Consider the following 21,380-nt stretch of genomic DNA (forward strand, 5'->3'; position numbering starts at 1 on the left):
GTCTCAGTTTTCCTCAGGAGTCTGTGTGTTCTCGGAAACGGGCGTCTCGGGTTCCGACTCGGCGTCTTCCTCGGCGAGGCCGCGCTCTCCGTTGCGGGCGATGGCCAGAATGCGATCGTCCTCGGACGTCCTCGCGAACACCACACCCATGGTGTCGCGGCCCTTCGCCGGGACCTCGGCCACGGCAGAGCGTACCACCTTGCCGCTGGACAGAACCACCAAGACCTCGTCGTCCGCGGCGACCATGAGACCGCCCGCGAGCGTGCCCCGATCGTCGTTGAGCTTGGCGACCTTGATGCCGTATCCGCCGCGTCCCTGCACGCGGTACTCCTCGACCGCGGTGCGCTTGGCGTACCCGCCGTCGGTCACCACGAACACGAACTGTCCCGGTGCTGCGACGGATGCCGAGAGCAGACTGTCGCCTTCACGGAATTTCATGCCCTTCACACCCGCCGTCGCGCGTCCCATCGGACGCAGCGCCTCGTCGGTCGCCTGGAAGCGGACCGACATGCCCCGGCGGCTGATGAGGAGGATGTCGTCCTCGGCGTTCACCAGCAGCGCGCCGACGAGCTCGTCGTCGTCGTTCAGGCGGATCGCGATGACGCCGCCCTGGCGGTTGGTGTCGTAGTCGCCCAGCCGCGTCTTCTTGACGAGGCCGTCGTGCGTCGCGAGCACGAGGTAGTCGGCGACGCCGTAGTCGCGGATGTCGAGGATCTGCGCGATCCCCTCGTCCGGCTGCAGCGCCAGCAGGTTCGCAACGTGCGTGCCCTTGGCGTCGCGTCCGGCCTCGGGCACCTCGTACGTCTTCGTGCGGTAGACGCGGCCCTTGTCGGTGAAGAACAGCAGCCAGTGGTGCGTCGTCGTGACGAAGAAGTGCTCGACGATGTCGTCGGCGCGCAGCTGCGCCCCCTTGACTCCCTTGCCGCCGCGGTGCTGCGAGCGGTAGTTGTCGCTGCGGGTGCGCTTGATGTAGCCGTCACGCGTGACGGTGACGACCATCTCCTCTTCGGCGATGAGGTCCTCCATGGACACGTCGCCGTCGAATCCATGCAGGATGTGCGTGCGGCGCTCGTCGCCGAAGCGCTCGACGATGCCGGTGAGCTCCTCGCGGATGATGGCGCGCTGGCGTGCCGGGTCGACGAGGATCTCGTTGTAGTCCGCGATCTTCGCCTCGAGCTCGGTGGCCTCGTCGATGATCTTCTGGCGCTCCATCGCGGCGAGCCGGCGCAGCTGCATCTGCAGGATCGCGTCCGCCTGCACCTCGTCGATCTCGAGGAGCTTCTGCAGTCCCTCATTGGCATCCTGCGCCGTGGGCGAGCGCCGGATCAGGGCGATGACCTCGTCGAGGGCGTCCAGCGCCTTGAGGTAGCCGCGCAGGATGTGCATCCGTTCCTCGGCCTTGCGCAGGCGGAACGCGGTACGACGGACGATGACGTCGATCTGGTGGTCGATCCAGTGCATCACGAAGCCGTCGAGCGCCAGCGTCCGCGGCACGCCGTCGACGATCGCGAGCATGTTCGCGCCGAAGTTCTCCTGCAGCTGGGTGTGCTTGTACAGGTTGTTCAGCACGACCTTCGCCACGGCATCGCGCTTGAGGACGACGACCAGACGCTGACCCGTGCGGTCCGAGGACTCGTCGCGGATGTCGGCGATGCCGGTGATCTTGCCGTCGCGGGCGAGGTCGCCGATCTTCACCGCCAGGTTGTCGGGGTTGACCTGGTAGGGCAGCTCGGTGATCACCAGGCACGTGCGGCCCTGGATCTCCTCGACGTTCACCACGGCGCGCATCGTGATCGAGCCGCGGCCGGTGCGGTAGGCCTCGTGGATGCCCTTGGTGCCGAGGATCTGCGCACCGGTGGGGAAGTCCGGACCGGGGACGCGCTTGATCAGGCCCTCCAGCAGCTCCTCGCGGGGGAGGCCGGGATTCTCCAGCGCCCACAGCGCGGCGTCGGCCACCTCGCGGAGGTTGTGCGGTGGGATGTTCGTGGCCATGCCGACCGCGATGCCGACCGAGCCGTTGACGAGCAGGTTCGGGAACCGCGCCGGCAGCACGTCGGGCTCCTGCGTCTGCCCGTCGTAGTTGTCCGAGAAGTCGACGGTCTCCTCTTCGATGTCGCGCACCATCTCGAGCGCGAGCGGAGCCATCTTCGTTTCGGTGTACCGCGGGGCCGCGGCCCCCATGTTGCCGGGGGACCCGAAGTTGCCCTGTCCGAGAGCGAGTGGGTAGCGCAGCGACCATGGCTGCACGAGCCGGACGAGCGCGTCGTAGATCGCCGAGTCGCCGTGCGGGTGGTACTGACCCATGACCTCGCCGACGACACGGGCGCACTTCGAGAACGACTTGTCCGGCCGGAAGCCGCCGTCGTACATGCCGTAGATCACGCGGCGGTGCACGGGCTTGAGGCCGTCGCGCACATCCGGCAGCGCGCGGCCGACGATGACGGCCATGGCGTAGTCGAGATAGCTGCGCTGCATCTCCGACTGCAGGTCGACCTGGTCGATCTTGCCGTGGTCGTGTCCGGCGTTGATGTCGGGGCGTTCTTCGTCAGTCATGGGTTCTTCTCTGTTCGGATGCTGATCCGGAGGTGAATGCGGAAGCCGGCGTCGGGCTTCGGGATGTCCTGGTGAAAGGTCAGATGTCGAGGAAGCGGACGTCCTTGGCGTTGCGCTGGATGAAGCTGCGGCGGGACTCGACGTCCTCGCCCATCAGCACGCTGAAGATCTCGTCCGCCGCGGCGGCGTCGTCGATCGTCACCTGGCGGAGCGTCCGGGTGGTGTGATCCATGGTGGTCTCCCACAGTTCCTTGGCGTTCATCTCGCCGAGACCCTTGTAACGCTGCACCCCGGCGTCCTTCGGCATCCGCTTGCCGTTCGCCAGGCCGTCCTTCAGCAGGGCGTCGCGCTCGGCATCCGAGTACACGTACTCGTGCGCCGAGTTCGACCACTTCAGGCGGTACAGCGGCGGCATCGCGAGGTAGACGAAACCGGCCTCGATGAGTCCGCGCATGTAGCGGAACAGCAGCGTCAGCAGGAGGGTTGTGATGTGCTGGCCGTCGACGTCGGCATCCGCCATCAGCACGATCTTGTGATAGCGGGCCTTCTCGATGTCGAACTCCTCGCCGATGCCCGTGCCGAAGGCCTGGATCATCGCCTGGACTTCCTTGTTGCCCAGTGCCTTGTCGAGTCGCGCGCGCTCGACGTTGAGGATCTTGCCGCGCAGCGCCAGGATCGCCTGGGTATGCGGGTCGCGACCCTGCACCGCCGAACCGCCTGCGGAGTCCCCCTCCACGAGGAAGATCTCGCTGATCGAAGGGTCCTTGCTCGTGCAGTCCTTGAGCTTGTCGGGCATCGCGGCCGACTCGAAGACGCTCTTGCGGCGGGCGGTCTCGCGGGCCTTGCGGGCGGCGAGACGAGCGGTCGCGGCATCGATCGCCTTGCGGACGATGTTCTTCGCCTGCGCAGGATTGCGGTCGAACCAATCGCCGAGCTGATCGCCGACGACCTTCTGCACGAAGGCCTTGGCCTCGGTGTTGCCGAGCTTCGTCTTGGTCTGACCCTCGAACTGCGGCTCGGAGAGCTTCACCGAGATCACGGCCGTCAGCCCTTCGCGGACGTCGTCGCCGGAGAGGTTGTCGTCCTTCTCCTTGAGGATGTTGTTCGCACGCGCGTACTTGTTCACCAGCGTAGTCAGCGCCGCGCGGAAGCCCTCTTCGTGCGTGCCGCCCTCGTGCGTGTTGATGACGTTCGCGTACGTGAACACGCTCTCGGTGTAGGACGTCGTCCACTGCATCGCGATCTCGACCGAGATCTTGCGCACGGTGTCCTCCGCGGCGAAATCGATGATCTCGTCGTTGACGACCTCAGCATGACGCACCTTGTTCAGGTACTCGACGTAGTCGACGAGCCCGCGCTCGTAGTGGAACACGTCCGCGCGCTGCTTGGTGACGGTCTGACCGTCCACCTCGGTCTCGTAGGTCGCGCCCTCGCGCTCGTCGCTCAGCTCGATGCGCAGTCCCTTGTTCAGGAACGCCATCTGCTGGAAACGGGTGCGCAGCGTCTCGTACTCGAACTCGATGCCCTCGGTGAAGATCTCGGCGTCCGGCCAGAACGTGATGCTCGTTCCGGTCTCGGTGGTCGCCTCGCCTTTCTCGAGCTGCTGCTGGGGCACACCGCCGTCGGCGAAGCTGTGCCGCCAGACGAAGCCCTTCTGCTTGACCTCGACCTCGAAGCGCGTGGAGAGCGCGTTGACGACGGAGGAGCCGACGCCGTGCAGACCACCGGAGACGGCATAGGCGCCGCCGCCGAACTTCCCTCCGGCGTGCAGGATCGTCAGCACGACCTCGACCGTGGACTTGGTCGGGTCGGAGGAGTGCGGATCGACCGGGATGCCGCGGCCGTTGTCGACGACACGGACGCCGCCGTCGGCGAGCAGCGTGACCACGATGGTGTCCGCATGACCCGCCATGGCCTCGTCGACCGAGTTGTCGACGATCTCCTGGACCAGGTGGTGCAGGCCTCGAGGACCGGTGGATCCGATATACATACCGGGTCGCTTGCGCACCGCCTCGAGTCCTTCGAGGATCTGGATGGAGTCGGCGCCGTACTCGGCTTCGACCTTGGCGGAGGAGCTCGCCTGCGCGTCGGGGGTGCCCCCGGTGGTCGATTCCGTCTCGTCAGCGGGGGATTCAGGCGTCATCAGAGGGCATTCTCCACATCGATCTTGTGGTCTCCAGTCTACCTGTACCGAGACCGCTTCATGGCGCTGAAAGGCCGTGTGTGCCCCTCAAATCGATCGGGATGCCTCCCATGGTGTCCTACCCGTAGGTATCGCGCGGGCCCCGCCCTGGGACGGCTCTCGGTCCCCATTTCCAGGAGGGGACGTCCGGGCCGATGAAACGGAGGTTCTCCACACCCGCCGCAGGATAACGCTTGCCGATCTCGGTGAGGATCGTTCCCCGCATGTACTGGAGGTTCTTCGCCCACGCGGTGGAATCGCACTTGATCGTGAGCATCCCGTTCTCGAGCGAGACCGGATCGGAGTGCTTCGCGGTGTCGGCGCCGGCGAGGTCCGCCCACTGGCGGACCAGGTCCTCTCGGGCCATCGTCGACTCCCAGCCGGCCTCCTTGGTGAGGACGTCCAGGACGGCACCGAGGGACCCAGGGTCGCGGCCGGGGGTGAACGGGGCGTTCTCGTCGTCGTCCGCGATGCGGCGCTTGCGCTTCCAGTTCTTCGAGCTGGGCTTGAGGCCGCGCAGGCGCAGATAGGTCGCGACGGTCTCGGGGATCTCGGATGCCGTGTGCGTGATGTGCTCGGTCATGCGTCGTCCTCCTCGTCTCCGGCGTCGTCCCGGTCGTCGCTGATCGTCCCGGCCGCGATTCGCACGACGTGACGATGCAGCACTTCAGGAATATCCTCCTCGACGGCAGCGGTCACCACCACCTGCTCGTACCCGCTGGTCAACGCGGCCAATCGGCGCCGGCGATCCGCATCGAGCTCCGCGAACACGTCGTCGAGGATGAGCACCGGATCCCCCGCCGGAGATTCGGCCCGCAGCAGCTCCGCCGACGCCAGTCGCAGCGCCAGGGCGACCGACCAGGACTCGCCGTGCGACGCGTACCCCTTCACCGGCAAGGACCGCACCCGCAGAATGAGGTCATCGCGATGCGGGCCGACGAGCGTCAGACCGCGGTCGAGCTCCTGGGTGCGCTTGGCCAGCAGCGCGGCACGGAACGTCTCGGCGATGTCGGCTCGCTCCACCGCAGCGGACTCCGCCGCCTCGCCCTCTTCGGGATCTCCGCCGCGCACGGACAGCGCCCATTCCAGCTCCGGCCGGTGATCCGCGCCGGCGATCGCCGCATACGAGTCGGCCAGCGGTGACTGCAGGTCGGCCGCCAGGCGCTGACGCGCGACGATGATCTCGCTGCCCAGCGCGATCAGCTTGTCGTCCCAGACCTCGAGCGTGGCGAGCGCCTCGCCCCGGATGCCACGAGCCCGCGCGGACTTGAGCAGCGCCGTCCGCTGCTTGAGCACGCGATCGTAGTCGCCGAGCACCCCCGCCATGCGCGGTGTCCGCTGGATGAGCAGCTGATCGGCGAACCGTCTCCGCGAGGACGGATCGCCCCGGACGATCTGGAGGTCCTCCGGCGCGAACAGCACGACGTGGGCGTAGCGCGGGAGCTCGCTCGTCTTCACGGGCGAACCGTTGATCCGCGCCTTGTTGGATCCCTGACGGTTGAGCTGCACCTCGACCAGGACTCGGCGCTCACCGACCGAGAGGCGCGCGCGGATGATCGCGAACTCCTCCCCGTCGCGGACCATCGGCGCGTCGGAGGACACCCGATGCGAACCGAGCGTCGCGAGGAACACGATGGCCTCGGCGAGGTTGGTCTTGCCCTGGCCGTTACGGCCGACGAGCACGTTCGGGCCGCGGTGGAGAGTGAGGTCGGCGGTCGCGTAATTGCGGAAGTCGACCAGGTTCAGGTGCTCCACAATCACGGGAGTCAGCCTACCGGCGGTGGCTGACACGCTCTCCGCTCGTTGAGCGAGGGAGGCGCAGCCGACCGAGTCGAAACGCGGTCTGCGCGGAGGAGCATGGGTGGGGCTCGCCTGCGGCATCGCGGAGAGAAGTGCCGGGCTCCGGGATTCTCCGTTCGCTCGCGGAGGGTCCCTCCCAGCTTCGCTGGGCCCCTCCCGATGCTCGCTCACGGAGAATCCCTGCGCCCTCTCTTGGAGGGAGGCCGACTCCCGTTCTGGGAAAGGGAGGGGATGGGATGGGGAGGCAGCGTCGGCTTCGCCGACGGCTGCGCCATGTCCGCCCTCCATTCCTCTCGCTCGTTGAGCGAGGGAGGCGGAGCCGACCGCGTCGAAACGCGCTCTCCGCGCAGCCGCCTGTGTGGAGGTTCGCGCCGCTCAGGCCGAGGGGTGGGGGAGGGTGCGTTCGAAGAACGCCTTCTCACCGTTTCGGCGGGACTCGGTGAAACCGGCTCTGAGGAGGACGCGCTGCGACGGGAGATTGGCGAGGTCGGTGTCCGCGATCACGCGATCGGCGCCATGGGCGGCGGCGATCCGGACGGCATGCGTCACAGCATCCGACGCCAGGCCGCGACCGCGCGCCGAGGGGACCAGTCCGTACCCGATCTCGACGGTGCCGTCCTCCGGTGGGCCGAAGAAGCCCAGGCCGCCGACGGCGACGCCGTCCTCATCCCGGATCGCGTACAGCGTGAACACGGGATGCGGGTCGGTCGCCGCGGCCAGCATCCGCAGCGGGACGAGCTCATCCGCGAACGGATACTCGGCATGCCAGCGGTCGCCGGGCTGCTCGTCGCGAGCGATGATGCGTGCGGCGAGCTGCGGGGTGATCGGCTCGAGACGCACTCAGCGCAGCAGGAGGTTCGGCTGAAGCAGGTACTTGTACGAGTCGTTGCCGGCCTGATCGACCGAGGTCTGGCTCGTCACGAGGATCGGGCTGAGCTTGTTGGCATTGTCGCTCGAGGTGAACGTGACCCGCACGAACTCGCTCTTGACCGCGCCGAGCGCCTCGACGAGGTACTGCGGGTTCAGCCCGAGCGTCACCTCGTCACCGCCGGAGAGGTGCGCGTCGACGGACTCGGAGGCGCGAGCCTGCTCACTGCCCGAGGCATCCATCGTGACGCTGTCCGTCGAGAACGTGAAGCGCAGCGGAGCCGCCCGGTCCAGCACGAGCGAAACACGGCGCACGGCCTCGATGAGATCGGCCGTGTTGACCACGGCGTAGTGGTCGGTCTGCTCGGGGAAGAGACGGCGCACGGGCGGAAAGTTGCCCTTGATCAGCAGAGAGGTCACCGTCTTGTTGCCGGCGGTGAAGGCGATGATCTCCCGATCCCCCTCGCCCGAGAACGCGATCTCGATGTTGCCCGCGTGAGCGAAGGTCTTGCCGACCTCCTGCAGTGTGCGAGCCGGCACCAGCGCGGTCTGATCCGACGACGTGCCGTCCCACGGCACGTCCCGCAGCGACACGCGGTACCGGTCGGTGGCGACGAGGCTCAGCGTGGTGCCGGAGACCTCCAGCTGCACTCCGGTCAGGACGGGAGTGACATCGTCTCGCGAGGCGGCGAAACCGACCTGCGCGATCGCCGTGCCGAAGTCCTCCGCGGGGACGACACCGCTGGACCCGGACACCTCGGGAATCGAAGGGTATTCCTCAACCGGCATCGCGGCGAGCGTGAACCGTGCCGAACCGCACGTGACGGCGATGCCCCCGTCGTCCTCGACGGCGATCTCGATCGGAGCGTTCGGCAGTCGGCTGGCGATGTCGGAGAGCAGTCGACCGTGGACGAGGATCGTTCCGGCCGTCTCGACTGTGGCCTCGATGGTCGTCCGCGCGGATGCCTCGTAGTCGAACGCCGACAGCGTGAGCCCTGCGTCTCCGGCCTCGATCAGGACACCCGCCAGGATCGGCTGAGGGTTCCGCTGAGGCAGCAGCTTGACGACGAAGGACACTGCTTCGCTGAAGACATCGCGGTTGACCTGGAACCTCACGGGCGCTCCCTCGTCGTGATTACAAGACCTGAGCGGGCGGGCCCGCGTCAGGGCTTCCCATCGTATCCCTACAGCGTGACCGCGCCATACGCCCGGTTTCCACACCTCCGAGGTGATCGAATCGCCCTTCATCCGGGTTAACTCGTTAACGGTGTTAACAGTTGTGGATACTGTGGATAAGTCGGTGGATATCAGTCGAGAGTAGGAAACTACACGGCTGTGAGATGTGGAATCGCTGAGGAAACCGCGGGTTTCGAGGAGATCGGCCGCTGTTCATGCTGGCCTAGTTATCCACAGGATGCCGGTTCCGGCATCGATTCGTCCCGTTAACTTCGGGATCCATCCACAAGTTATCCACATGTGCAAAGGGGCGTATCGGATGGGGCGCGTGGGCGTCAAGTCGGTCGTTCGGGGGACAACGGGGGGCCGAGGGGCGAGGGGCTCGTCTGCGACATCGCGGGGCGTGGTGGCGGGCTGCGGGATGCTCGGGTCGTTCGCGGAGGGTCCCTCCCGGCTTCGCCGGGGCCCTCCCGATTCTCTCGACCCGAGCATCCCTCCGCCCTCCTTCGGATGAGATCGCATCATCCGACTACTGAGAAGGGGGAGGGAAGGGCGGCAGCGTCGGCTTCGCCGACGACTGCGCCAGGAACGGGGAAGGCGCGCGGTGGGCAGGGTCGGCTTCGCCGACGACTGCGCGACGAAGGTCAGCCGGGGGCAGCGTCGGGCTTCGCCCGACGGCTGAAGGTGAGGGAAGGAAGGGAAGGGAAGGTCAGCGGCGGCCGAGTTGAGTGGTGATCTCGGTGACCTGGTTGTAGATGGAGCGGCGCTCCTTCATGAGCTCGCTGATCTTCTTGTACGCGTACATCACGGTGGTGTGATCGCGGTTGCCGAAGAGCTGGCCGATCTTGGGCAGGGAGAGGTTCGTGCGCTCGCGGCACAGATACATCGCGATCTGTCGGGCCGTCGCGATCTGCTGCGAGCGGCTCGAGCCGTAGAGGTCGTCGACCGTGAGCTTGAAGTACTGCGCCGTCGCGGTGATGATGTCCGTCGGCGAGATGATGTTGTCCTCGGCGGTGTCGACGATGTCGCGCAGCACGGTCTGGGCCAGAGCGATGTCGAGAGACGAGCGGTTCAGGCTCGCGAACGCCGACACGCGGATGAGAGCGCCCTCGAGCTCACGGATGTTCGACGACACGACCGTCGCGATGTACTCCAGTACCTCGTCCGGAATGTGCAGTGCCTCGCTCTGCGCCTTCTTGCGGAGGATCGCGATGCGGGTCTCCAGGTCGGGCGCCTGCACATCGGTGATGAGTCCCCACTCGAAGCGACTGCGCATCCGATCCTCGAAGCCGGTCAGGTGCTTGGGCGCCACATCGCTGGTGATGACGACCTGCTTGTTGTGATCGTGCAGCGTGTTGAAGGTGTGGAAGAAGGCCTCCTGCGTCTCCGCACGGCCCTGCAGGAACTGGATGTCGTCGATGAGGAGGATGTCGACATCACGGTAGCGGGCCTGGAACGCGGATCCGCGGTTGTTGGCGATCGAGTTGATGAAGTCGTTCGTGAACTCTTCGCTCGAGACGTACCGGACCTTGACTCCGGAGTAGAGGGACTGCGCATAATCCCCGATCGCGTGCAGCAGGTGGGTCTTCCCGAGACCGGAGTCGCCGTAGATGAACAGCGGGTTGTAGGCCTTCGCCGGTGCCTCGGCCACGGCGACCGCGGCGGCATGGGCGAAACGGTTGGACTGTCCGATGACGAAGTTGTCGAAGGTGTACTTCGGGTTGAGTCGCGACTCGTGGCGGATCGCGGTCGGCTGCTCGATGGGCGATTCGACGCGCGGTGTCTCGATGCGGGCGAAGTCCGGCACGGCGATGGGTGCGGTCGGCTGATCGGCGAGCTCATGGTTCACCACGACCCGGAACGAGGTGACCTCTCCCCCCGCCTGCGCGAGACCCTCCATGAGGGGGATGCGGAGCCGCTTGTTGATCTGCGCCGCGGTGAGATCGTTGGGCACGTCCAGATAGAGCGTGGTCCCCATGACGCCGGCCGGCACGGCCAGGGAGAGGAAGCCGTGCAACTGCGGCGTGACACGATCATCGTCCGCCAGGACCTCGAGCACCTCGTTCCAGACCGGGACGTCGGGATGGACAGGCGAGGACATGGCGCTCCGTGCGGGGGACGGTCGGAGAGTCGCCGAGCGGCCGGCCCCCCTGTGGATAACTTCGGATGCCACGGTAGTCATCGCGGCTGAGAAGGGCAACCTGCCGCGGAAATCCGGCGGGCGTGTTGGACGAGCCCGGGTGCACGGCCTTGTGGATAATGGCTGTGCGGATCGGGTGCCACGGTGGGAGCCGGCACGCGGGGATTTGCCCTGCGTGTCTGACTGACGTACCCTAAATCGGTTGACTTATGCCCATTTGGGCAGTTCCCCATGTCTCCGGTCGATCCGTATCCGGTGACTGACTTCCCGGAGTGATCCATGAGCAAGCGCACCTTCCAGCCCAACAACCGTCGCCGCGCCAAGAAGCACGGCTTCCGCGCCCGCATGCGCACGCGCGCCGGCCGCAGCATCCTGTCGGCCCGCCGTGCGAAGGGCCGCACCGAGCTCTCGGCGTAACCCGCCGTGCTCGCCCGCCCGCACCGTCTGACCCGCGGCGATGACTACCGGATGGTGGTCCGACGCGGTTCCCGGTGCGGTGGCGCGCGCGTCGTCACGTCTCTGTTGACGACCGGCGATGCGGAGCGAGCGGCCCGGTTCGGGTTCATCATCAGCAAGCAGGTGGGTAACGCTGTGATCCGCAACACCGTGCGACGTCGGCTGAAAGCCGTGTGCGCGCAGTTGCTCAGCGAGATCCCTCAGGGCACGGATGTCGTCATCCGTGCCCTTCCTGCATCCGCGACCGCCTCGTTCTCGGAGCTGCGCGCCGATGTCGAGCGCTGCGTCCGTCGACTCTCCCCACCGGTGACGGCGTGAGCGCGCTGCCGTCGTACGCCACCGGGCACGGGCATCTGCACGCCGAGGACATCGTGCGGAGCATCCCGCTGATCCCCCGTAACCTCGTGCTCGGTTTCCTCGCCGGATATCGCAAGGTCATCTCCCCGCTGTACGGGGATGTGTGCGCGTACTACCCCTCCTGTTCCGCCTACGCTGTAGGTGCGGTGCAGCAGCACGGTGCGGTGAAGGGAGCGATGCTCTCGGCATGGCGCATCCTCCGCTGCAATCCCTGGACTCGGGGCGGCGTCGACGACGTCCGCCCGCACAAGCATTTCCGCTACGACCTGACCGCAAGCGGTTTCGTCGTTCCTCTTCGAAAGGACTGAACAGTGGGTCTTGACCTTCTGCTCGCCTCCGCGACACCGACGGACGCTCCCGCGAACACCGGATTCGATCTGCTCGGCACGATCCTGTGGCCCCTGAAGTGGGCGGTCGAGGCCGTGCTCGTCTTCTGGCACTGGCTCTTCACCGCCGTCGGCCTTCCGGCCGCCGCCGGCCTCACCTGGATCCTGTCGATCGTCGGTCTGGTGATCGTCGTGCGTGCCGCGGTGTTCCCGCTGTTCGTCCGACAGATCAAGAGTCAGCGGAAGATGATGGAAATCGCTCCTGATCTGCGGAAAGTTCAGGAGAAGTACAAGGGCAAGAAGGATCAGCTCTCTCGCGAGGCGATGAGCCGCGAGACCATGGCGCTGTACAAGAAGCACGGCACGACGCCGATGTCGAGCTGTCTTCCGCTGCTGGTGCAGATGCCGATCTTCTTCGCCCTGTTCAGCGTGCTCAACGATGTGACGAAGCACGCCGTCGCGGGTCAGGGCGGCGTCGGGCTCCTGAGTCCGGAGCTCACCAAGGAGTTCTACGACGCCACGATCTTCGGGTCGGTGTCGCTGCACGGCACGCTGGGCAACGCGATCGAGACCCAGAACGTCACGGCGATCGTCCTGCTGGTGATCCTCGTCGTGCTGATGATCGCCTCCCAGTTCTTCACGCAGCTGCAGATCATCTCGAAGAACCTGTCGCCCGAGGCCAAGACCGGCCAGGCGTATCAGATGCAGAAGATCATGCTCTACATCCTGCCGCTGGGCTTCATCTTCTCCGGCGTCTTCTTCCCGCTCGGTGTCGTCGTGTACTGGTTCGTCTCGAACCTGTGGACCATGGGACAGCAGTTCCTCGTGATCCGCGAGATGCCGACCCCGGGTTCTGAGGCGGCCAAGGCCCGCGAGGAGCGCCTGGCGCGCAAGGGCAAGGCCATCAACTCCGAGGGCAAGGTCGTCCCGATGGCCGCCTACGAGGCGGAGCAGAAGCGGATGCTCGAGGAAGCCGAGAAGGCCAAGGCGGAAGCACCCAAGCGGCAGCAGCCGGTCGGCAAGAAGCGCGCCAAGAAGAAGGGCAACAACTGATGAGCGTCGAGAACGTCACCGAGCGCACGGCCCCGAGCGTCGCCGACCTCGAGGCGGAGGGCGATGTCGCAGCCGACTTCCTGGAGGAGCTGCTCGACATCGCGGACATCGACGGCGACCTCACGCTGGATGTCCGACAGGGACGCGCCTACGTCTCGGTGGAGGCGGAGGGTGAGGGCATCGAACTGCTCTCCGCGCCGGACACGGTCCAGGCTCTGCAGGAGCTCACACGTCTGGCGGTCCAGAGCAAGACCGGTGCATTCTCCCGGCTCATCCTGGACATCGGAGGCTCGCGCGACGCCCGTCGTCGTCAGCTCGAGAAGCTGGTCGATGCCGCCGTCGTGAAGCTCGACGAAGGTGCATCGCAGGCATCTCTGCCCTCGATGTCCAGTTACGAGCGCAAGCTCGTCCATGACATCGTCGCGGATCGCGGACTCACCTCGGAGTCGTACGGTGAAGGCGCGGACCGCCACACCGTCATTCGCCGGCACTGATGTTTCACGTGAAACATCGGGGAGCCGTCGATGAGTGACGTCGAGATCGAGCCGGCTGTCGCCGCGGACCTCTTCGGCGAAGGAATCGAGGTCGCACGAGCCTTCACGGCTGCGCTGGTCGAGCAGGGCGAGGAGCGCGGACTCATCGGCCCGCTGGAGCTCCCGCGGATCTGGACACGCCACATCCTGAACTCGGCGATCGCCGCTCCCCTCATGCATGGTTCGGTCGCAGACATCGGTTCCGGCGCCGGCCTGCCGGGCATCGTGCTCGCGATCGCACGGCCGGACGTCCGCTTCACGCTCATCGAGCCGATGGAGCGACGCGTTGCCTGGCTCGACGAGCAGGTGGCATCCCTGGCGCTGACGAACGTCGAGGTGGTGCGCGCACGCGCCGAGGAAGCACGGCGGCAGCGTGAGTTCGACGTCGTCACAGCTCGCGCGGTCAGTGCGCTGCGTGCGTTGATCCCCCTGACCGCACCGCTTGCGCGCGATGGCGGAGAGCTCGTGCTGCTCAAGGGCGCCAACGCCACCAACGAGATCGAGGCCGCTCAGAAGCCCGTCAAGAAGTACCTGCTCTCGGACGTGCGCGTCGAGGTGCTGGGGGAGGGCGTGCTGTCGGAGACGACGCGCGTCGTTCGGGCTGTCGTTCGGGGGTAGCTCGGTCGGTGTCTTCGGTCGTTGATTGATGTGGCTGAGGAATTGATGAGTGATTGGTGGCGGGCGGAGGGATGCTCCGTTCGTTCGCGGAGGGTCCCTCCCAGCTTCGCTGGGGCCCTCCCGATGCTCACTCTCGGAGCATTCCACCGCCCTCTTCCGGGATGGACACGCGCCTGTACACGCGCGCGTGGCGTTGGGGCGGGAGGGGAGGGGCAGCGTCGGCTTCGCCGACGGCTGCGGCATGAGCGGGGGAGGCTTCGGCGGATGTTTCACGTGAAACGGCCGGAGCGATGCCGACGACGTCGTTGAATATGGATGGGCGTGGGGTGGACCTGCGGTGGGCGGTCATGATCACGCGGCGATCTGGCGGTGACGGGCGAGCGATCGCGTGATGGCGGGGTGGATGTTTCACGTGGAACAGGATCACCCGGCTTCGGGCCACGGCATCGCGGACTACGAGTCTGGGGCGCGGGACGGGTGGTCCCAGTCGGCGCTCGATTCGTCGCGCGATGCCGCATCGCACGGACGATCGGTGTGGGCATGTCGTGCGATGGTGGTGCGAGAGTGTTTCACGTGAAACGGATTGCTGACCTCAGGGTCAGGATGACCGAGAGCAGGGGCGACAGTGGACTACCGGAGAGTTCGCGTGCCGGTGAAGCTGTGGCAGGTGGACGGCGCCGTCGACAACAGCATGGCCGTGGAAGCTGTCGGGGGAGACGTCATCGCGTTTGATGAACGGGGTCTGTGTGTAGATGCGGGATGGCGCGCTTCCACAGAGCATGCGGGAGAGCGCGGCGTGCACGGTTGGCCTCCACCTGCTCGCCAGTTGCCGATCGTCCTTGGGCGTGAGCAATGGGTCTGGCTGCATTCTCGGTTGCGACGGTGGTCATCGTCTAGGGGTGAGGACGGGGAGCTCGTGAGACTCATTCGTCAGCAGCTCGACCTTGAGAGCCGTTCCACGTGAAACGTCGTGGGATCTGTGCCTGAGGCCGGTTCGTTTCGGCTGTTGCAGTACCGCCGAGAAGAGAAGGCCCGCCTGGCCGAATCGACACCGCTGCACGGCCTCTCCCTTTGGTGCACTCAACGGTACGTCCTCGGTTCGCGTGAGTGGAACGGCAGGTCAGTGCGGGGGATTTAGCTCGTTCCCATGTTGCCCGCCGGCCATCCGAGAAAACGTGGTCACCCGCCGCAGGGTCCCGCCCGCCTCACCCCAAGGCGCCACCGGGTTGATCTGGTCGTTGTCGTCCGCCTCCCGCTGCGGTGTGATCAATCTCGCGGGCGAGCCGCCCTGTTGCCGTGGGTGTGCCCCGGAAGTCACCTCGACCGTTTCACGTGAAACACACCGTCGAACCCACACCTCCACCCCGACTTGTGCGATTCGCCAGCCGGGGGAGCGCAAGGTGGCCCGTACCGAACCCGCCCTCGAGTTCTGCTCTGAGGATCCACTCCACCAACGCGCGCTCGATCCCCCACACCTACCGTTTCACGTGAAACACCCCCCGCAGTCGTCGGCGAAGCCGACGCTGCCTCCCCTCTCCCTCCCCTCTTCGCTGTCCCGCCGCGACCCCCGGCTTCGTCCTGAAAGGGCGCAGGGGTGTCGTCGTGAGAGCATCGGGAGGGCCCCAGCGAAGCTGGGAGGGACCCTCCGCGAACACGACGACACCCCGGAGCCCGGCACCATCCCGGAACGGCCCCCGTCAGGCTGAACATCAACGTCCCTCGCCTCGATTAGAGTGGAACGCGGCCCCGAAAGGAGTGGATGTTTCACGTGAAACAACCCGAACAGGCACCGAACGATGGCTTCGGGATGGACACCCCACTCGCCCGCGAAATCGCCGATCTGAGCGCGCGCCGGCGGGCCCTGGAGGACATCTCCCTCGACTTCGACGGCTCCCAGACCCGCGTCCTGACGATCTCGAATCAGAAGGGCGGAGTCGGCAAGACGACCACGGCGGTGAACATCGCATCCGCCCTGGCGAACCTCGGCGCCCGCGTCCTCGTGATCGATCTGGACCCGCAGGGCAACGCGTCGACGGCCCTCGGCATCCCGCACAGCGCTGATGTCACGAGCATCTACGACGTGCTGATCAACGACGTCCCCCTCGCCGAGATCGTGCAGCCGAGCCCGGAGTCCGAGAACCTGTTCTGCGCGCCCAGCACGATCCACCTCGCCGGCGCCGAGATCGAGCTCGTGGCGCAGGTCGCGCGCGAGCATCGGCTCGGACGTGCGCTCGAGGCGTACATCGCCGAGAACCCACTCGACTTCGTGATCATCGACTGCCCGCCGTCCCTCGGACTGCTGACGATCAACGCGTTCACCGCGGCCTCCGAGGTGTTCATCCCGATCCAGTGCGAGTACTACGCCCTGGAGGGACTCAGCCAGCTTCTCGGCAGCATCCAGATGATCCAGAAGCATCTGAACCCTAAGCTGCATCTGTCCACGATCCTGCTCACGATGTACGACGGTCGTACCCGTCTCGCGCAGCAGGTCGCGGACGAGGTCCGTGGTCACTTCCCGGAGCAGGTGCTCCACACCGTCATCCCCCGGTCGGTCCGGGTCTCCGAGGCGCCGAGCTTCGGGCAGACGGTGATCGGCTACGACGGGACCTCGGCCGGCGCCATCGCGTACCGCGAGGCGGCCGTCGAGATCGCGCAGCGCACCGCAGCGCGCACCAGCAGCACACAGAGCAAGGAGAACTGATGGCGAAGCGAACCGGACTCGGACGGGGGATCGGCGCTCTGATCCCCACGACGGAGCAGACCGAGCGGCCCGTCGACGTCTTCTTCCCCGGCGCGAAGATCACACCCGCGGCCCCGGTCGAGACGGAGGAGACCCCCGAGCTCGCCGCGATCCCCGGCGTGCGTCTGATCCAGGTGGACCCTCACCAGATCGTCCCGAACCCGCGGCAGCCGCGCAGCCACTTCGACCCCGAACATCTCGCCGAGCTCGTCCACAGCGTGCGGGAGTTCGGCGTGCTGCAGCCGGTCGTGGTCCGCACGAACGCGGACGGCGCGTACGAGCTCATCATGGGGGAGCGGCGCACACGAGCCGCCCGCGAGGCCGGGCTCGAGACGATCCCCGCGATCGTCCGAGACACCACCGACGAGGATCTGCTCCGCGACGCCCTGCTCGAGAACCTGCACCGGTCCGAGCTGAACCCCCTGGAAGAGGCATCCGCCTATCAGCAGCTCCTGGAGGACTTCGGCATCACCCAGGAGGAGCTCGCCGGTAGGATCGGACGCTCGCGACCGCGGATCAGCAACACCATCCGTCTGCTGAAGCTGCCCGTTCCGGTGCAGCAGCGCGTGGCGGCCGGCGTCCTCTCGGCCGGCCACGCGCGGGCGATCCTGAGCCTGGACTCGCCCGAGGCCATGCAGCGCCTCGCCGACAAGATCATCAACGAGGACCTGTCTGTCCGCGCCGCGGAGGAGGCCGCCAAGGCGACCCCGAGGGATGCCGGGACGAAGGCTCCGAAGCCCCAGCCAGGCGCGCGGCGCGCCTATCTCGACGAGGTCGGCAGCAAGCTCGGCGACCGCCTGAACACGCGCGTCAAGGTGAACCTCGGATCGCGAAAAGGCCAGGTCGTCATCGATTTCGCTTCGATTCAGGATCTCAACCGCATCCTGGCCGAGCTGGGGGAGGACGGCTACGGTTCCTGACGGATCCGCGCCAACCCGCACCGATCGCCCCGCGGCGCAATAGACTCGGCCGGGAACGGGGGGAATCGACATGTCGGAGCAGAGAGCACCCGGTCGCATCAGCGGACGGGTCATCGGAATCAGCATCGCGGCGGCCCTGGGCGGCTTCCTCTTCGGATTCGACACGGCGGTGATCAACGGCGCCGTCGACGCCTTGGCCGGAGCGTTCGACCTGGGTCCCGCTCTCCAGGGATTCGCCGTCTCGTCGGCGCTCCTCGGATGCGCGGTCGGCGCGTGGTTCGCCGGATCACTGGCGAACAAGTGGGGCCGTATCCCGGTCATGGTGATCGCGGCCATCATGTTCCTGGCCTCCTCGATCGGCTCGGGACTCGCGTTCGGCGTCATCGACCTGATCGTGTGGCGCGTCATCGGCGGACTCGGCGTCGGGGCGGCATCCGTCATCGCGCCCGCCTACATCGCTGAAGTCTCGCCGGCCCGCATCCGTGGCAGGCTCGGATCGCTCCAGCAGCTCGCGATCGTGCTCGGCATCTTCGCCGCACTGGTCTCCAACGCGATCCTTGCCAATGTCGCCGGCGGAGCATCCTCCGTCCTCTGGTGGGGGCTGGATGCCTGGAGATGGATGTTCATGGCGGAGGCCGTGCCGGCGATCGTCTACGGCGTGATGGCGCTGCGTCTTCCCGAGTCCCCGCGCTTCCTCGTCGCCCGAGGACAACTCGACAAGGCCTCGCAGGTCCTGTACGACTTCACCGGTGAGACCGACGTGAATCTCAAGATCCAGGAGATCAAGGCGACGATCAACACCGAGAAGCACGAGTCCCTCCGAGACCTCCGCGGCAACCGGCTCGGTCTGAAGCCGATCGTGTGGGTGGGCATCCTGCTGAGCGTCTTCCAGCAGTTCGTCGGCATCAACGTCATCTTCTACTACTCGACGACCCTGTGGCTGTCCGTGGGATTCGACGAATCCAACGCCCTGCTCACCTCGGTCATCACCTCGATCACGAACATCGTCGTGACGATCGTCGCGATCCTGCTCGTCGACAAGGTCGGCCGTCGCCCCATGCTCCTGATCGGCTCGATCGGCATGACCATCACGCTCGGCCTCATGGCCGTCGCTTTCTCGTTCGGGACCCTCGAGAACGGCAGTGTCGTCCTGCCCCAGCCCTGGTCGCTGATCGCACTCGTCTGCGCCAACGGATTCGTGGTGTTCTTCGGCGCGACATGGGGACCGCTCGTGTGGGTGCTCCTGGGGGAGATGTTCCCGAACTCGATCCGCGCCGGCGCTCTCGCGGTCGCCGCCGCCGCCCAGTGGATCGCGAACTTCTTCATCTCGACGACCTTCCCCGCCTTCGCCGAGATCGGGCTGACTTTCGCCTACGGCTTCTACGCGTTCTTCGCGGCCCTGTCGTTCTTCTTCGTGTACTTCCAGGTTCCCGAGACGAAGGGCCGCGAGCTGGAGACCATGACGGATGTCGTGGAGATCACGCGCCGAGGACATCCCAAGCGCGCGTAGGCTTGTTCAGTGACCGAAGCCATTCCCCGCCGAGCCAGCCTCGAAGTCCTGCGCGCAGAAGCCGCCGACGAACTGGCCGTGCTCATTCAGGAACGGCTGCTCGGCGGTGAGGATCCGTGGGACTTCATGGAGGACCTCCCCAGCGTCGATGAACTCGTCGTGTATCTGCTGCGCGCCGACAACATCGCGGCGAACGACGGCGTGCGGCCGAACGCGGCCCGGCATTACCGTGTGCTGCGGCAGATCGCGCTGGAGTATCCGCAGCTGACGCCGGCGGTGTGGAAGCTCCTGGGCGATGGGCCGAAGTACCGGCGGTGGGATGCGTCGATCGCCGACGCCTCGTAGGGGGCGTTTCGCGATCGCTGAATGAATGAGCGGGGAGCTCGGCTTCGCCATCGCGGGGGAGAGAGACACGGGACTCGGCTTCGCCATCGCGGGACACACGCCGGGCTCCGGGATGCTCCCCTCGTTCGCGGAGGGTCGCTCCCAGCTTCGCTGGGGCCCTCCCGATGCTCTCTCCGGGGAGCATCCCTGCGCCCTCTCTGGGAGAGGAACGGATCGTTCGCGATCCATCGGAGAGGGGGAGGAGAAAGGGAGAGGGGAAGGTGCAGGCCGGGGTTCATGCCGGAAGCGGCATGTTTTGCGAATGAGCGCGAAGAGCGCCGGTCTTCGACAAATGACGAAGGCCCGCGCCTCCGGGGAGGGCGGGCCTTCAGGGTCTTCGGGGACGATCAGCCGATGAACTCGGCGAGGTCCTGCTCGAGGGCGAACTTCGGCTTGGCGCCGATGATCGTCTTGCGCTCCTCGCCGGCGGAGAACACCTTCATCGCCGGGATCGAGGTGATCTGGTACTTCATCGCCAGCTCGGGGTTCTCGTCCACGTTGAGCTTGAGGATCGTGATCTTCTCGGGATGCTCGGACTGGATCTGGTCGAGCACCGGTGCGACCATGCGGCACGGACCGCACCACTCCGCCCAGAAGTCCACCAGAACGGTGCCCTCGGCCTGCAGCACATCCTGATCCCACGTCGCCTGGCTCGTCGCCTTAGCAGTCATCAGCCTTCTCCTTGATTCGAGGTCTCACCTGCACCAACAGCAGGCAGAGGGAAAGTGTTCCCGGGTCAGCCGACGATGATCTCGGCGGCCTCCGCAGCCGGCACCTCGACCGAGGCATCCTCGAGATCCGCGAGGAAGTGCTCGGCGTCCAGAGCCGCGACGGTACCGGAGCCCGCGGCGGTGACCGCCTGGCGGTAGTGCGGGTCGATGACATCACCCGCGGCAAAGACCCCGGGCTTCGACGTCACGGACGAACGGCCGTCGACCCAGATCGTGCCTTCGTCGGTGAGGTCCAGCTTGCCGTGCACGAGATGCGTGCGCGGGTCGTTGCCGATCGCGATGAACAGGCCGTCGAGCGCCAGGTCGCGCATCGACCCGTCCACCGTGGAACGCAGCTGCACGCCCGAGACAGAATCGCCGCCGAGGATCTCGGTCACCTCGCTGTTCCAGACGAACTCGATCTTCTCGTTCGCGAACGCGCGCTCCTGCATGATCTTCGAGGCGCGCAGCGTGTCCTTGCGGTGGATCACGTAGACCTTGTCCGCGAAGCGCGTGAGGAAGGTCGCCTCCTCCATCGCGGAGTCGCCGCCGCCGACGACCGCGATCGTCTTCTCGCGGAAGAAGAAGCCGTCGCACGTGGCGCACCAGGAGACGCCGTAGCCGGACAGGCGCTCCTCGCCCTCGATGCCGAGCTTGCGGTACGCGGAGCCGGTCGCGTAGATCAGAGCCCTCGTCTCGTGCTCGGTGCCCGAACCGAGCGTCACCTTCTTGACCGGACCGTCGAGTTCCAGCGAGGTGACGTCGTCGTAGACGACCTCCGTGCCGAAGCGCTCGGCCTGCTGCTGCAGCTTCGCCATGAGGTCCGGGCCCTGGATGCCCTCCGGGAAGCCCGGGAAGTTCTCCACCTCGGTGGTGTTCATCAGCTCTCCGCCGACCTCGACCGAGCTGGCGATGAGCAGGGGCTCGAGATTGGCGCGAGCCGCGTAGATGGCGGCCGTGAAACCTGCCGGGCCGGACCCGATGATGATGACCTGACGCATGTGCTCTCCTCGTTCCACTGCTTCAACCCATGGTAACGGCGGGACATTCCCCCT

19 protein-coding genes are annotated in these 21,380 nt (G+C 66.5%); 10 read left to right on the top strand and 9 right to left on the bottom strand.

Annotated features, from left to right (window positions below; genetic code table 11):
* Positions 1-3: 3 nt before the first annotated feature.
* The 7 genes from gyrA to dnaA all read right to left on the bottom strand — a co-directional run bounded on the left by gyrA (position 4) and on the right by dnaA (position 10,679).
* Complete coding sequence (gene gyrA / locus KYX17_RS18490) at positions 4-2,553, bottom strand: DNA gyrase subunit A (RefSeq protein WP_243228425.1); 2,550 nt, start codon at positions 2,551-2,553, stop codon at positions 4-6.
* 79 nt (positions 2,554-2,632) lie between these two features.
* Entirely contained in the window at positions 2,633-4,696 is a 2,064-nt protein-coding gene (gene gyrB, locus KYX17_RS18495; protein WP_243228426.1) for a DNA topoisomerase (ATP-hydrolyzing) subunit B, read from the bottom strand.
* 118 nt (positions 4,697-4,814) lie between these two features.
* Complete coding sequence (locus tag KYX17_RS18500) at positions 4,815-5,318, bottom strand: DUF721 domain-containing protein (RefSeq protein WP_243228427.1); 504 nt, start codon at positions 5,316-5,318, stop codon at positions 4,815-4,817.
* Positions 5,315-6,496, bottom strand: coding sequence for a DNA replication/repair protein RecF (recF, locus tag KYX17_RS18505; RefSeq protein WP_243228428.1), 1,182 nt, complete (start codon positions 6,494-6,496; stop codon positions 5,315-5,317). Before recF ends, KYX17_RS18500 begins: the two co-directional genes overlap by 4 nt.
* A 414-nt stretch (positions 6,497-6,910) precedes the next feature.
* Positions 6,911-7,375, bottom strand: coding sequence for a GNAT family N-acetyltransferase (locus KYX17_RS18510; protein WP_243228429.1), 465 nt, complete (start codon positions 7,373-7,375; stop codon positions 6,911-6,913).
* The gene (dnaN, locus tag KYX17_RS18515) at positions 7,376-8,518 is read right to left on the bottom strand and encodes a DNA polymerase III subunit beta (RefSeq protein WP_243228430.1); all 1,143 of its coding nucleotides are present in this window, start codon (positions 8,516-8,518) and stop codon (positions 7,376-7,378) included.
* Positions 8,519-9,287: 769 nt separating this feature from the next.
* Positions 9,288-10,679: a chromosomal replication initiator protein DnaA gene (dnaA, locus tag KYX17_RS18520; protein ID WP_243228431.1), complete on the bottom strand. Its 1,392-nt coding sequence runs from the start codon at positions 10,677-10,679 to the stop codon at positions 9,288-9,290.
* Positions 10,680-10,997: 318 nt separating this feature from the next.
* On the opposite strand from dnaA, the gene rpmH reads away from it, so the two are divergent.
* The 10 genes from rpmH (at position 10,998) to KYX17_RS18570 (ending at position 19,576) form a co-directional block, all read left to right on the top strand.
* The gene (rpmH, locus tag KYX17_RS18525; protein WP_005054680.1) at positions 10,998-11,135 is read left to right on the top strand and encodes a 50S ribosomal protein L34; all 138 of its coding nucleotides are present in this window, start codon (positions 10,998-11,000) and stop codon (positions 11,133-11,135) included.
* Between the two features lie 51 nt (positions 11,136-11,186).
* Positions 11,187-11,492 (top strand): ribonuclease P protein component, encoded by a 306-nt coding sequence (rnpA, locus tag KYX17_RS18530; RefSeq protein ID WP_249223810.1) that lies wholly within the window; start codon positions 11,187-11,189, stop codon positions 11,490-11,492.
* The gene (gene yidD / locus KYX17_RS18535; RefSeq protein WP_243228433.1) at positions 11,489-11,839 is read left to right on the top strand and encodes a membrane protein insertion efficiency factor YidD; all 351 of its coding nucleotides are present in this window, start codon (positions 11,489-11,491) and stop codon (positions 11,837-11,839) included. Before rnpA ends, yidD begins: the two co-directional genes overlap by 4 nt.
* Before the next feature lie 3 nt (positions 11,840-11,842).
* Entirely contained in the window at positions 11,843-12,910 is a 1,068-nt protein-coding gene (gene yidC / locus KYX17_RS18540) for a membrane protein insertase YidC (protein WP_243228434.1), read from the top strand.
* On the top strand, positions 12,910-13,404 hold the full coding sequence (locus KYX17_RS18545; protein WP_243228435.1) for a R3H domain-containing nucleic acid-binding protein: 495 nt from the start codon (positions 12,910-12,912) through the stop codon (positions 13,402-13,404). The genes yidC and KYX17_RS18545 overlap by 1 nt, the downstream gene beginning before the upstream one ends.
* Before the next feature lie 30 nt (positions 13,405-13,434).
* The gene (gene rsmG / locus KYX17_RS18550) at positions 13,435-14,061 is read left to right on the top strand and encodes a 16S rRNA (guanine(527)-N(7))-methyltransferase RsmG (RefSeq protein WP_243228436.1); all 627 of its coding nucleotides are present in this window, start codon (positions 13,435-13,437) and stop codon (positions 14,059-14,061) included.
* Positions 14,062-15,820: 1,759 nt separating this feature from the next.
* The gene (locus tag KYX17_RS18555; RefSeq protein WP_243228437.1) at positions 15,821-16,762 is read left to right on the top strand and encodes a ParA family protein; all 942 of its coding nucleotides are present in this window, start codon (positions 15,821-15,823) and stop codon (positions 16,760-16,762) included.
* Positions 16,762-17,721, top strand: a complete 960-nt coding sequence (locus KYX17_RS18560) for a ParB/RepB/Spo0J family partition protein (protein WP_243228438.1) — start codon at positions 16,762-16,764, stop codon at positions 17,719-17,721. Before KYX17_RS18555 ends, KYX17_RS18560 begins: the two co-directional genes overlap by 1 nt.
* A 70-nt stretch (positions 17,722-17,791) precedes the next feature.
* Positions 17,792-19,231 carry a sugar porter family MFS transporter gene (locus KYX17_RS18565; RefSeq protein ID WP_243228439.1) on the top strand — a complete coding sequence of 480 codons (1,440 nt, stop codon included), beginning with the start codon at positions 17,792-17,794 and terminating at the stop codon, positions 19,229-19,231.
* A gap of 9 nt (positions 19,232-19,240) precedes the next feature.
* Positions 19,241-19,576, top strand: a complete 336-nt coding sequence (locus KYX17_RS18570) for a tryptophan synthase subunit alpha (protein WP_243228440.1) — start codon at positions 19,241-19,243, stop codon at positions 19,574-19,576.
* Between the two features lie 386 nt (positions 19,577-19,962).
* Here KYX17_RS18570 and trxA read toward each other — a convergent pair whose 3' ends face one another.
* A complete protein-coding gene (gene trxA, locus KYX17_RS18575; RefSeq protein ID WP_243228441.1) occupies positions 19,963-20,286 on the bottom strand; it encodes a thioredoxin in 324 nt (107 codons plus the stop codon).
* Between the two features lie 65 nt (positions 20,287-20,351).
* Positions 20,352-21,326 carry a thioredoxin-disulfide reductase gene (gene trxB / locus KYX17_RS18580; RefSeq protein WP_243228442.1) on the bottom strand — a complete coding sequence of 325 codons (975 nt, stop codon included), beginning with the start codon at positions 21,324-21,326 and terminating at the stop codon, positions 20,352-20,354.
* Between the last annotated feature and the right edge of the window lie 54 nt (positions 21,327-21,380).

This window comes from Microbacterium sp. CIAB417, assembly GCF_022788845.1.